Source organism: Kitasatospora sp. HUAS MG31 (assembly GCF_040571325.1).
In the GTDB taxonomy this organism is placed as follows: Bacteria; Actinomycetota; Actinomycetes; order Streptomycetales; family Streptomycetaceae; genus Kitasatospora; species Kitasatospora camelliae.
Genome location: NZ_CP159872.1, coordinates 2,009,547 through 2,022,150, shown reverse-complemented (window position 1 = coordinate 2,022,150; position 12,604 = coordinate 2,009,547). Strand labels below are relative to the sequence as shown.

Annotated in this window: 9 protein-coding genes; 5 read left to right on the top strand and 4 right to left on the bottom strand. The window is 73.7% G+C overall.

Features of this window, described 5'->3' with window-relative positions; all coding sequences use genetic code 11:
• Position 1 precedes the first annotated feature (1 nt).
• The 4 genes from ABWK59_RS09400 to ABWK59_RS09385 form a co-directional block, all read right to left on the bottom strand.
• Positions 2-931 (bottom strand): branched-chain amino acid ABC transporter permease, encoded by a 930-nt coding sequence (locus tag ABWK59_RS09400; protein WP_354639536.1) that lies wholly within the window; start codon positions 929-931, stop codon positions 2-4.
• Between the two features lie 160 nt (positions 932-1,091).
• Entirely contained in the window at positions 1,092-2,300 is a 1,209-nt protein-coding gene (locus ABWK59_RS09395; RefSeq protein WP_420492752.1) for a branched-chain amino acid ABC transporter substrate-binding protein, read from the bottom strand.
• A 312-nt stretch (positions 2,301-2,612) separates the two neighbouring features.
• Entirely contained in the window at positions 2,613-3,305 is a 693-nt protein-coding gene (locus ABWK59_RS09390) for a Tat pathway signal sequence domain protein (protein WP_354639533.1), read from the bottom strand.
• Positions 3,306-3,540: 235 nt separating this feature from the next.
• Entirely contained in the window at positions 3,541-3,993 is a 453-nt protein-coding gene (locus ABWK59_RS09385) for a PaaI family thioesterase (RefSeq protein WP_354639531.1), read from the bottom strand.
• Between the two features lie 223 nt (positions 3,994-4,216).
• On the opposite strand from ABWK59_RS09385, the gene polA reads away from it, so the two are divergent.
• From polA to ABWK59_RS09360, 5 genes are all read left to right on the top strand, one after another.
• Positions 4,217-6,895 (top strand): DNA polymerase I, encoded by a 2,679-nt coding sequence (gene polA, locus ABWK59_RS09380; protein ID WP_354644886.1) that lies wholly within the window; start codon positions 4,217-4,219, stop codon positions 6,893-6,895.
• A 174-nt stretch (positions 6,896-7,069) separates the two neighbouring features.
• Entirely contained in the window at positions 7,070-8,482 is a 1,413-nt protein-coding gene (locus tag ABWK59_RS09375; RefSeq protein ID WP_354639529.1) for a hypothetical protein, read from the top strand.
• Complete coding sequence (locus tag ABWK59_RS09370) at positions 8,479-10,449, top strand: GMC family oxidoreductase (protein ID WP_354639527.1); 1,971 nt, start codon at positions 8,479-8,481, stop codon at positions 10,447-10,449. Before ABWK59_RS09375 ends, ABWK59_RS09370 begins: the two co-directional genes overlap by 4 nt.
• Before the next feature lie 95 nt (positions 10,450-10,544).
• Entirely contained in the window at positions 10,545-11,660 is a 1,116-nt protein-coding gene (locus tag ABWK59_RS09365) for a DUF3103 family protein (protein ID WP_354639525.1), read from the top strand.
• 181 nt (positions 11,661-11,841) lie between these two features.
• Positions 11,842-12,546: a FadR/GntR family transcriptional regulator gene (locus ABWK59_RS09360; RefSeq protein WP_354639524.1), complete on the top strand. Its 705-nt coding sequence runs from the start codon at positions 11,842-11,844 to the stop codon at positions 12,544-12,546.
• Positions 12,547-12,604: the final 58 nt, after the last annotated feature.

Below are 12,604 nucleotides of genomic sequence, written 5' to 3'. Positions count from 1 at the left end.
CTCACGCCCGGTCAGTGACGCGCTTGCCCAGCAGACCCTGGGGCCTGACGAGCAGGACGACGATGAGAAGTACGAATGCCCAGACGTTGGCCCAGCCCTGGCCGCCGAGCTGGTGCATGCCGGGGACGTTCTGGATGTACGCGGCGGCGAGCGACTCGGCGATGCCGAGGACCACGCCACCGAGCATGGCGCCGTAGATGTTGCCGATGCCGCCGAGGACGGCCGCGGTGAAGGCCTTGAGGCCGGTGATGGTGCCCATGGCGAAGTCGATGTTGCCGTACCGCAGGCCGTAGGCGACGGCGGCGATGGCCGCGAAGGCGGCACCGACGGCGAACGCGATGACGATGATGCGGTCGGTGTTGATGCCCATGAGCTTGGCGGTGTCCGGGTCCTGCGCGGTGGCCTGCATGGCGCGGCCGGTGCGGGTCATGCGGACGAAGGCGCCGAGGATGATCATGCACAGCGGGGCGGCGACCAGCAGGAAGAGGTCGTTGCGCTGCAGGTGGAACGGGCCGAGGTCGATGGCGGCACCGTCGAAGTGCGGGAAGGTGCGGGCCTTCGTGGCACCCGGGTAGAAGCGCCACACGACCTGCTGGAGGGCGATCGAGAGGCCGATCGCCGTGATCAGCGGGGCGAGGCGGGGGGCGGTCCGCAGCGGGCGGTAGGCGAAGCGCTCGGCACCCGTGGCGACCAGCACGGAGGCGATGATGCCGCCGATGATCATGATGGGCAGGGCGACCCACAGGGAGACGCCGGAGGGGAGGACGAGGTAGGCGGTCAGCGCGCCGAACCCGCCGATCATGAAGATCTCGCCGTGGGCGAAGTTGATGAGCTGGACGATGCCGTAGACCATCGTGTAGCCGACGGCGATCAGGCCGTACATCAGCCCGAGCATCAGGCCGTTGGCCAGGTTTTGCGGCAGTTCGTGCACCGCAGGCCTCCGTGGTGAGGGGGATGGAAAGAGCGGGGGGCGCTCATGGCGCCCCCCGCCCTGGCTTGCTTCCGTAACCGCCCGTGCGGGGGCGGGTCGTGGTCGCGGCGTCAGCCGGGGCTGGTCTCGGGGACCGCCGGCTTCACCGGCTGGGCTGCTGTCAGCCGGAGTAGGTGCCGCTCTTCACGGCGGCCCACTTGCCGTCCTTGACCGTGTAGACGGTGAGCTGCTTGTTGGTGGTGTCGCCGTACTGGTCGAAGGAGACCTTGCCGGTGACGCCGCTGAACGACACCTTGCTCATGGCCTCGACGACCTTGCCGCGGGCGTCGTCCGGCAGCTTGCCGCCGTTGTCGGCGACGACGGCCTTGACGGCCTCGATGATCGACCAGGCGGCGTCGTAGGAGTAGCCGCCGTAGGCCGCGTACGGGTCCTTGTAGCCGGCCGCCTTGTAGTCGGCGATGAAGGCCTTGGCGGAGTCGATCTCCTCGACCGGGGCGCCGACCGAGGTGGCGAGGTCGCCGTTGCTGTTGTTGTTCGACAGCTTGATGAACTCGTCGTCGTAGATGCCGTCGCCGCCGAACAGCGGAACGGCCGCGCCGGCCTTCTTGATCTGGTCGGAGAGCGGGCCCGCCTCGGGGTACTCGCCGCCGTAGTAGACCGAGTCGGCGCCGGAGGACTTCACCTTGGTGGCGACGGCCGAGAAGTCCTTGTCGTCGGGGTTGATGTGGTCGCTGCCGACCACGGTGCCGCCGAGCTTCTTGAACTCCTCCTGGAAGATGTTCGCCAGGCCGGCGCCGTAGGTCTTCTTGTCGTCGATGACGAAGACCTTGGTCTTCTTGGCCTCGTTGTAGAGGTACTGGGCCGCGAACTTGCCCTGGACCACGTCGGTGGTCGCGGTGCGGAAGTACGAGGCGTACGGACGGGCGAACTTCTGGCTGCCCCAGTCCGCGCCGAGGCTCAGCTGCGGGTTGGTGTTGGCCGGGGAGACCTGGGTCAGCTTGCCGTCGTTGAAGACCTTCTGCATGGTCAGCGAGACGCTGGAGTTCAGCGGGCCGACGACGCCGAGGACGTTCTTCTCACCGACGAACTTGGTGGCGTTCTGCTGGCCGGAGGTGGGGTTGGCCTGGTCGTCCAGGGCCTCCAGCTCGAAGGTGACGCCGGGGACGGTCTTCTCCTTGTTCGCCTTCTGGACGGCGAGGTCGGCGGAGTTCTTGATGCCGAGGCCCAGGGCCGAGAGCTTGCCGGTGAGCGGGGCGTCCACGCCGATGACGACCTTGACGCTGCCGCCGGCCGCCTCGGAGCCGCCCTTCTTCTCACCGCGCTCGCCGCAGGCGGAGAGGGTGAGGGCTCCGGCGACGGCAATGCTCACGACAAGAACTGAACTCTTACGCACGAGGGTCCCCTTCTGGATCAGGAAGGCAGCCGCACTGACTGGGCGGTGCCGGGTCGCGCGCTGGGCCCAAGCCCAATCGGTGGCGCGGTGACTGGCCGTGACTCTAGAACGGGTTTGGCGCCGGTGGCAGAGGGTCCGGACATGCTGTGATTCTCTTGTTATGACTACCCCCCGCGGAAATCTCACATGGTGGTCAGCGGGGCCTCGCCGGGCCCGGCCGGGCGCGCGCCGTCTCACCGTGCGGCATACTGCTCGGCCGTAATTCCAGGTCGTGTTGGGAATCGCCGATTATCGAACGGGACCGTCCGGGAAAGGTGGAGCGGACGTAGACGTTCGAATTCCGGAATCCGGGCAGGCGATATGGATGATTCGTGACAGCTCACGGGCGTACGCCGAACCGAGGATCTGACTGACCGTCTGGATTGCGCGCGTGTTACGCAGCGTGACATCGATGAAGGGGAGCTCGGCGTCCGCGGGCGCCGTGGCGCAGTCGGTCACCGTGAACACGACGGGCAGCTCCACCGATCCACCGGGTGGGATCGCCACGGGCAGCGGGCCCGACGTCCGGATCAGCAGGCCCGGATAGGGCTGGTGCAGGCCGAGGACCTCCACCGGGGCGGCGCCCTCGTCGGTCGCCGTGAGTCGCAGCACGAAGGGGTGCGCACCGTCCTCCGTCGGGCCGCCGTAGCTGAAACGGGTGATCTGGGCGGGGTACGGGGGTGGGGAGTTGGCCGCCTGCTCGGGGCGCGGGGCCTGCCCGGGCCGGCCGGCGGAGGCGGTGGCCAGGAGGAGTAACAGGGCTGCGGCGGCGTACCTCTGACGCCGGGTCAGCCGGATCCCGGACGTCAGCCGGTCCAGCGGCCGGCCGGGCGGGGCGCCGGGGTCGTGCGGGCGTGCGGACGCCGCCCAGGTGCCCTCGGCCGGCTCCACCGGGCCGAGGGATCCGTGCACGCCGTCCGGGAGTTCGCCTCCTCCGGACATCTCCGCCGCCCCCTCGTCAGGCGAGGACTGCCCGGGCCGGGCGCGCCTCAAACCCGCGGGGGCGTACGCCGGCGCAGGAGCGGCGTACGGGCGGTCTACCGGGGCGTGCGGGGTGCGGGCGCGGCACCGTGCCCTCCGGTGCGCGGCCGCCCTTGCTTCCCCAGCCCGCCCCCCGGCCCCCGACGGTCGGGGTGTCCGCACGCGCCCCGGGAGGGGCCGTCCGTGCGGGTCCGTCCTAGACGTCCCGCAGCATGCAGGTCAGCCGGCAGCTGGTGATCCGCTTGCCGGTGTCGTCGGTGACCGCGATCTCGTACGTGGCCGCCGTACGACCCTTGAACACCGCGGTGGCCACGGCGGTGACCAGGCCGGAGGTGGCCGAGCGGTGGTGGGTGGCGTTGAGGTCCACGCCGACCGCGTACCGGCCGGGGCCCGCGTGCAGCATCGCGCCGATCGAACCGAGGGTCTCCGCCAGCGCGGCCGAGGCCCCGCCGTGCAGCAGCCCGTACGGCTGCTGGTTGCCCTCGACCGGCATGGTGCCCACCACGCGGTCCGGGGAGGCCTCCACGATGCGGATGCCGAGCTTCTCGCCGAGCAGGCCGCCGGAGAAGGTCTCCGGGCTGACGCCGAGCTTGGCGAAGTGGTCGAGGACGTCCTGGGGCACGTTGAGAACGGGGGCCGCGTCGGTCATGGTGCTCCTGCCGCTGGGGGTCACGTCGTTGTGTCGCCTGTGATCGTACGACCCGTGTCCCGGCGGGCCGCGGGCGCCCGCGCACGAGCGGCGCTCCACCGGGAGCTTGCCGTCGCTGTCGGTGCCGGGCCATAGGATCGTGACCTGGCAGTGGAACCGGCAGGACGGACGAGACGTGGCTACGCAGAGTGCAGGCAAGAGTACGGGCTCCCGGCCCCGGCTGATGCTGCTCGACGGGCATTCCATGGCCTACCGGGCCTTCTTCGCGCTGCCCGTGGAGAACTTCAGCACCACCACCGGTCAGTCCACCAACGCCGTCTACGGCTTCGCCTCCATGCTGGCCAACACGGTCCGCGACGAGCAGCCCACCCACCTCGCGGTCGCCTTCGACATCTCCCGGCAGACCTTCCGCGCCGCCGAGTTCCCGGAGTACAAGGCCAACCGCGCCAAGACGCCGGACGAGTTCAAGAGCCAGATCGGCCTGATCCACGAGCTGCTGGACGCGATGAGCATCCCGCGCCTGGCGGTGGACGGCTTCGAGGCGGACGACGTCATCGCCACCCTCGCCACCGCCGCCGCGGCCCGCGGCTTCGAGGTACAGATCGTCACCGGCGACCGGGACTCCCTCCAGCTGGTCTCCGAGCACGTCACCGTGCTCTACCCGACCAAGGGCGTCTCCGAGCTCACCCGCTACACCCCGGAGAAGGTCGCCGAGAAGTACGGCGTCCGCCCCGACCAGTACCCGGACCTCGCCGCCCTGCGCGGTGACCCGTCCGACAACCTGCCCGGCATCCCCGGCGTCGGCGAGAAGACCGCGGCGAAGTGGGTCAACCAGTTCGGCTCCTTCGACGAGCTGGTCTCCCGCGCCGACGAGGTCAAGGGCAAGATCGGCGAGAAGCTCCGCGAGCACCTGGACTCGGTCAAGCGCAACCGCGTGCTGACCGAGCTGGTCCGTGATGTGGAGCTGCCGCTGGGCGTCGACGACCTGGTCCGCTCCGGCTTCGACAAGCCCGCGGTCGGCCAGATCCTGGAGGCCCTGGAGTTCCGCAACCCCAACTTCCGCGAGCGGGTCTTCGGCATGGACCCGTCCGGCGCCGCCGAGACGGAGGCCGCAGAGCTGGCCCCCGGCGTGGAGGTCGAGGGCGAGCTGCTGACCGAGCCCGGCGCGCTGGCCGCCTGGCTGGACACCCACGGCAAGGGACTGGTCGCGGTCGCCGCCGTCTATGAGTGGGCGCTCGGCACCGGTCGGGTGCAGGAGGTGGCGCTCGCCGCCGGCGACTCGGCCGCCTGGTTCGACCCGGCGCAGCTGGGCGAGGAGGACGACCGCGCCTTCGCCGCCTGGCTGGCCGACCCGGCCGCGCCCAAGGCCCTGCACATCGCCAAGCAGGTGATGCGCGCCTTCGCCGAGCAGGGCTGGACGATCGCCGGCGTCACCGCCGACACCGCGCTCGCCGCGTACCTGGAGAAGCCCGGCCGTCGCACCTTCACCCTGGACGTGCTCGCCGAGGAGTACCTGGCCCGCTCGCTGGCACCCGCCGCCAAGGCCGAGACCGGCCAGCTCAGCTTCGACACCCCGGACGAGGACACCGGCTCCGCCGCCCGTGCCCTGATGAACCAGGCCCGCGCGGTGCTCGACCTGGCCGAGCTGTTCGCCACCCGCCTCGGCGAGGTCGGCGCCGCCGAGCTGTTCCACGACATGGAGCTGCCCATCGCCGAGCTGCTCGCCCGGATGGAGCGGTACGGCATCGCCGCCGACCGGGAGTGGCTGACCGGCCTGGAGGCCCAGTTCACCGCCGAGATCCAGCGCTGCGTCGACGAGGCGCACGCCGCCGCCGGCCACCCCTTCAACCTGGGCTCGCCCAAGCAGCTCCAGGAGATCCTCTTCGGCGAGCTGGCACTGCCCAAGACCAAGAAGATCAAGACCGGCTACACCACCGACGCCGACGCGCTGACCTGGCTCGCCACCCAGACCGACAACGAGCTGCCGGTCATCCTGCTCCGCCACCGCGACCAGGCCAAGCTGCGCACCACGGTCGAGGGCCTGTTGAAGACGGTCTCCCCGCAGGGCCGGATCCACACCACCTTCAACCAGATGGTCGCGGCCACCGGCCGGCTCTCCTCCGAGGGCCCCAACCTGCAGAACATCCCCGTCCGCACCGAGGAGGGCCGGGCCATCCGCCGCGCCTTCGTGGTCGGCGAGGGGTACGAGTCGCTGCTCACCGCCGACTACTCGCAGATCGAGCTGCGCATCATGGCCCACCTCTCCGAGGACGAGGCCCTGATCGAGGCCTTCGAGAGCGGCGAGGACCTGCACACCACGGTCGCCTCGCAGGTCTTCGAGGTCGCCCCGACCGCGGTCGACGCCGAGATGCGGCGCAAGATCAAGGCGATGTCCTACGGCCTCGCCTACGGCCTGTCCGCGTACGGCCTCTCCCAGCAGCTCGGCATCAAGCCCGCCGAGGCGCAGGGCCTGATGGACACCTACTTCGAGCGGTTCGGCGGCGTCCGCGACTACCTGCACCGGGTGGTCGAGGAGGCCCGGGCGATCGGGTACACCGAGACCCTGCTCGGCCGCCGCCGGTACCTGCCGGACCTCACCAGCGACAACCGCCAGCGCCGCGAGATGGCCGAGCGGATGGCCCTGAACGCCCCGATCCAGGGCTCGGCCGCCGACATCGTCAAGATCGCCATGCTGCGGGTGGACCGCGCGCTCACCGAGGCCGGGCTCGGCTCCCGGATGCTGCTCCAGGTGCACGACGAAATCGTGCTGGAGGTCGCGCCGGGTGAGCGCGAGCAGGTCGAGGCCCTGGTCCGCGAGCAGATGGCCGGCGCCTACCCGCTCCGGGCGCCGCTGGACGTCTCGGTCGGCGTCGGCCCGGACTGGGAAGCCGCCGCGCACTGATCCGGCCCGTCCCGCGCCCCCTGGAGCCCCGCGCTCCAGGGGGCGCGGGCGTGTGTGGGCCGGGCCCTTTCCGGTAAACCCGTTCCCCCGCCGCTCTCTTGACGGTACGTCGGCCCGATGGTTGAGTGGCTCAGCCACTCAACCACTTCCCACCGTTCGGGACGGGAGGGCCCCATGGCCACCACACCCCTCCGCACACCCCTCCGCGGGACCGCCTTCCGCGAGACGATGCACGGCACGGTGCGCCTGGCGGGGGAGACCCGGCCGCGACGGATCCGGCTCGACCTCGCCGTCCGCGCCGACCGGATCCTCCTCCCTCACCGCACCACCGACGCCCGCCTCACCGGCCGGGTCCGGATCCAGGGCCTCGCCGACGACCCGGACGCGACGGGCGAGTTGGAGATCTCCCCGGTGGCCCGCCGGCGGATCCGCTACCGCCTGGAGTTCACCGCCGGCGGCGACCGCCTGACCCTCGACGGCTGGAAGTCGGTCTCCGTCGCCCGCCCGTGGCGCTCGATGACCACGCTCCCGTTCACCCTCGCCCCCGCCCCGGGCGGCGCCCCCGCCGGTACCGGAGTGCTGCGCTTCCGGCCGGGCGCCCTGCTCCCGTTCCTGGCCGGCTGGCGCTTCCCGCGCGGGGCCCCCGGCCGCGCCGACCACCATGCCGCAGACCGGCCCGCCGCCCGGACCTGGCGCTGGGACGGCACCCCCGGCCGCACCGAGGTCTGGTACACCACGCTCACCGACCCCGCCACCGGCACCGGCCTCTGGCTCCACCACGAACTCACCGCCCCCACCGACGGCACACCCGCCCGCACCCACGGCTGGATCTCCCTCCACCCGCCGGCCGGGCCCGCCGAGCACGCCCGCACCGGCCCGCGGCCGTGGACGGCGGGCGAGGACGCCCACCCGCTGCGCGGCTCGGCCGGCCCGTACGGCTGGGACCTCACCGAGCACCCCCAGGGCCCGCCGCTGTACACCTTCCCCCGCTGGGCGTGGCGCTGGGGCCTGCTCCCCGCCGCCCACCTGCTCACCGCGACCACCTCCCGGTACAGCGGCACCGTCACCCACCCCGGCGGCCGGCTCGTCCTGGACGGCGCGCCCGGCGCGACCGCCCGGATCCACGGGCACGGGTACGCCGAGCGCTGGGCCTGGCTGCACGCCGACCTCGGCGGCGGGGACGTCCTGGAGGTGATCGCCGCGGTCGCCCGGCGCCCCGGTCTCGACCGGCTGCCCCCGCTGGTCTTCCTCCGCCTCCACCGGGCCGGGCGCACCTGGCCGCGCACCGCCCTGCGCCCGGCCGTCGGATGGCTCGGCCCGGGACGGTTCCGGGCCCGGATCGCCCTGCCCGAGTGGACGGTGACCGGCCGCACCGCCCGGCACCGGATCACCGTCACCGTCCGGCAGGACGCGGAGCGCACCCTCACCCTCGGCTACACCGACCCCGACGGCGCCGCCGCCACCTGTCACAACACCGAGACCGCCGACGCCCACGTCACCCTCGAACGGCGCCGGGGCCTGCGCTGGCAGCCGGAAGCCGTCTGGACCCTCACCGCCACCGCCCACGCCGAGGTAGGCCACCGATGACCCGCCCGACCGCGCCGCTCCCGCACCCGACCGCGCCGCACCCGAACGCGCCGCTGCCGAGCCCGGTGCCCCGCCCGCGTCGGCGTCCGGGGCGCAGCCTGCGCGGACTGACCGCCGCGCTGCTCGCCGACGACCGGACCGCCGACTGGCCGTCCGCGGCGGGGGAGCGGCTGGCGGGCGTCCTGGCCGCCCTGCCGGTCCCGGCCCAGGCGGGGCTGCGGGCCGCCGCCGCGGCCGCCGACGGTTACGCCCTGCTGCGGACCGGCTCCCGCCTGGACCGCCTCCACCCCGACACCCGCGAGGCGCTGCTCGCCGGGCTCGCCGCCCGGCCCGCCCTGCCGCCCGTCCTCGACCTGGTCAAACTCCCGGTCCTGCTGGCCGCCGGCACCGAACTGATGCTCCACCGGCGCGGCCCGACCGGTCCCTCCGTCGGGCCCGCCACGGCACCCCCCGCCGTGCCCGCCGACCCCCCGCTGGACTGCGTGCCCTCCGCCGCCTGGCCCGACCGCTCCACCGCCGACGCCGTGGTGGTCGGCTCCGGCGCCGGCGGGGCGATCGCCGCCCGGACGCTGGCCGGGGCCGGCCTGCGCGTGATCGTCCTGGAGGAGGGCCGGCACCACACCACCGCCGAGTTCGCCCGCCGCCTCCCGCTGGACCGCTTCACCGACCTCTACCGCGACGGCGGCGCCACCGTCCTGCTCGGCCGCCCGCCGGTCCTGCTGCCCACCGGCCGCGCCGTCGGCGGCACCACCGTCGTCAACTCCGGTACCTGCTACCGCACCCCGGACCGGGTCCTGGAGCGGTGGCGGTCCCGCCACGGCCTCATCGACCTCGCCGACCCCGCCGCCTTCGCCGCCGACCTGGACGAGGTGGAACGCACGCTGCGGGTGGCCGTCCAGCCCGTCGACGTCCTCGGCCGCAACGGCCTGCTCGCCCTCGCCGGGGCCGAGCGCCTCGGCTGGGCCGCCGGCCCGCTCCGACGCAACGCCCCCGGCTGCCGCGGCTCCACCCAGTGCGTGGTGGGCTGCCCGGCCGGCGCCAAGCAGAGCGTGCAGCTGTCGGTCCTGCCGGACGCCTGCGCCGCCGGCGCGCGGATCGTCACCTCCGCCCGGGTGCTGCGCGTCCTCACCGACCCGGACCGGCCGGGCGGCCCCCGCGCCGCGGGCATCGCCGCCCGCCGCCCGGACGGCAGCCGGTTCGAGGTCCTCGCCCCGCTGGTGGTGGTCGCCGCCGGCGCCCTGGAGTCACCCGCGCTGCTGCGCCGCTCCGGCCTCGGCGGCCACCCCGGGACGGGCCGCAACCTCGCCGTCCACCCGGCGACCAGCCTGGCCGGCCGGTTCGCCGAACCGGTGGCCGCCGGGCCGGCCGTCCTGCAGAGCGCCGGCATCGAGGAGCTCCACGGGCAGGGCGTCCTGATCGAGGCCACCGCGCCCCCGCCCGGCCTGGGCTCCTTCGTCCTGCCCGGCGTGGGACGGGAGCTGCGCGCCGAACTGGAGGCCGCCGACCGGCTGGCCACCTTCGGCGCGATGATCGCCGACCGGCCGCGCGGCCGGGTCCTCGGCGGCCGGCGCACCCTGCTCCGGTACGACCTCGACCCGGCCGACGGACGTACCCTGCTGCGGGCGGTGGAGGCGACCGGCCGGCTGCTGTTCGCGGCCGGCGCCGAGGAGGTGCTCACCGGGCTGCCGCGCCACCCGCGAGTCCGCTCCACCGCCGAACTGCGCGAGGTGCTCGCCCGGACCGGCCCGGACGCCCTGCACCTGTCCGCCTTCCACCCGTCCGGCACGGTCGCCCTCGGCGCCGACCCCGCCACCGCGCCCGCCGACGCGTGGGGACGGCTGCGCGGCGTCCACGGCGTCCTGGTCGCCGACGCCTCCGGGCTGCCGAGCTGCCCGGGCGTCAACCCCCAACTCACCATCATGGCGCTGGCGCTGGGGATCGCCCGGGAGGCCGTCCGGCGGTTCTGAGGAGCAAGGGTTGATGCACCGTCAGATTCCCACTTCACTTGTCATGGCACCACTCAACGTTGGCACCACCCCCGTCAACCGAGTCAGGAGACCCCATGTCGCTCCTCCGCCCGCGGCGCACCACCGTCGCCGTCACGACCCTCGTGCTCGGCGTGCTCGCCGCCGGCCAGGCCGCCGCTGCCCCCGCGCCGGCCCCCGCCCCCGCCGGCCAGGTGTCCACCGGCCAGGTGTCCGCCATCGAGGACGGGATGGCCCGCACCCTCGCCACCACCCTCGCCGACCCCGCCTGGCAGACCCGGCTTCGCGGCGCCACCGCCGACGGACCGACCGGACTCGCCCCGCTGGCCGCGCAGTCCGCGACCGCGCCGGGCCGCCACCTGGCCGCCGCCACCGCCGACGCCGACCGCGGCATCGCCAGAGCCAAGGGCCTCGGCGCCGACCTCGGCCCGCTGCTCCGCGTCCAGCTCGCCGACCCGTCCATGCGCGCCGCCCTCGACGCCGGCGCAGCCCCGCTGGTCGCCACCGCCGTCGCCGACGACCACGCCCGCACCGTCCGCGCGTACGACACCGCCGGCCGCGCCCACACCCTCGACACCCGGGAGATCCCCCGGCAGCCCGTCTACCTGGTCGACCTCGACGGCGCCAAGGCCCTGGAGGCCGGACTGGAGGTGCTGAAGCGGGAGTTCGCCGCCAAGGGCGTGGCCACCGCGCAGGCCGCCGGCGGCTGGTGGGCCACCAAGATCAACAAGATCGAGGTCTCCGACGACGAGGAACCCTGGTTCAAGGGCGCCGCCGAGATGTTCAGCCTGGTCACCGGCTTCGGCCAGGACGGCAAGGTCCGCGTCGACTCGGTCGCCATGCCCTACCTGCGGTACGACGGCACCGTCTACCAGCCCAACCAGATCCTGGTGAACTGGTCGAACTACAAGTACAACCTCGCCGACGTGGTCCTCATGGAGGACGACGGCGACACCAACTACCTCGCCCTCGCCCAGGCCGTCGCCGCCGTCCTGCTCACCATCGCCGACCAGGGCGCCTACATCCCGCTGGTGAACGCCGTCCTGGCCGCCCTCCCCACCTCCTGGTGGACCGACGACCCGGACTACGTCGACTCCTGGTACACCCTCGCCCGGACCAGCTCCGGCCGCCTCAACGGCGCCACCGGCAACGGCTGGATGGAGGTCCAGCCGTACTTCGTCGAGCAGTTCTGACCCCCGCCACCCGCTGAACCCGGAGACCGGCCCCGACCGGCCGGTCTCCGGCCCACGGCTCCCGGCGGGGTTTGACGCGCGTGCGGCGGACCGCTTGACTCCGGACCCGGGCCGTTGCGGCCCGCCGCGTCCCTGTGTGTCGTCCGCCGTCCGCCGTCTGTCATCCAGAGGGAGACCCTCCGTGGCCGTCGAGCCCATCAACCGCCAGTCCGTCGTCGACGTCCTGGAACACCGGCTGCGCGAGGACATCCTGGACGGCACCCACGGGCCCGGCTCGCTGCTGCCCCCCGAGCGGGAACTCGCCGCCGGCTACGGCGTCACCCGCACCACCCTCAAGCACGCCCTCTCCCGCCTCGAACAGGCCGGACTCCTCAGCACCCGGCACGGCATCGGCACCCGGGTCCGCGACTTCCTCCGCCTCGGCGGCGCCGACCTCCTCCCGATGCTCGCCACTCGCGACAGCGGCTGGCTCACCGAGGTCTTCGAGGTACGGCGGCACATCGGCGCCCTGATCGCCCGCCGGGCGGCCACCTGCCGGACCGACGCCCAGGGGCGGCGCCTGCGGGACCTCGTGGACGAGGTGGGGCGCGCCGAGGACGGGGACGCGGCGCAGCTCGCCGAGGCCGAGGTGCACCGCGAGCTGGCCCGCGCCACCGGGAACCGGGTCTACCTGCTGCTCACCAACACGCTCCTCAACGCCTACCTGCCCGTCCGGGGGGCACTGCGGGCGCCGTTCGACGACCCCGCAGTGGCGGCGGCCCGCCTCCGCCCGGTCGCCGACGCCGTCCACGCCGGCAACCCCACGGAGGCGGCGACCGCGGCGGAGGAGTACCTGCGGACCACCGAGCACCTCATGCTCGCCGCCCTGCCGGCGGCCCGACGCTGAACGCAACCGGATAACCCACAGGGGCGCGGGGAACTGCGCGCAGCGGTAGGCGTCCGTC

Excerpts from the sequence above, each read along its gene's own strand:
- ABWK59_RS09390 (WP_354639533.1), bottom strand. The coding sequence starts at position 3,305 with ATGTCCGGAGGAGGCGAACTCCCGGACGGCGTGCACGGATCCCTCGGC.
- ABWK59_RS09385 (WP_354639531.1), bottom strand. The coding sequence starts at position 3,993 with ATGACCGACGCGGCCCCCGTTCTCAACGTGCCCCAGGACGTCCTCGAC.
- polA (WP_354644886.1), top strand. The coding sequence starts at position 4,217 with ATGCTGCTCGACGGGCATTCCATGGCCTACCGGGCCTTCTTCGCGCTG.
- ABWK59_RS09375 (WP_354639529.1), top strand. The coding sequence starts at position 7,070 with ATGGCCACCACACCCCTCCGCACACCCCTCCGCGGGACCGCCTTCCGC.
- ABWK59_RS09370 (WP_354639527.1), top strand. The coding sequence starts at position 8,479 with ATGACCCGCCCGACCGCGCCGCTCCCGCACCCGACCGCGCCGCACCCG.
- ABWK59_RS09365 (WP_354639525.1), top strand. The coding sequence starts at position 10,545 with ATGTCGCTCCTCCGCCCGCGGCGCACCACCGTCGCCGTCACGACCCTC.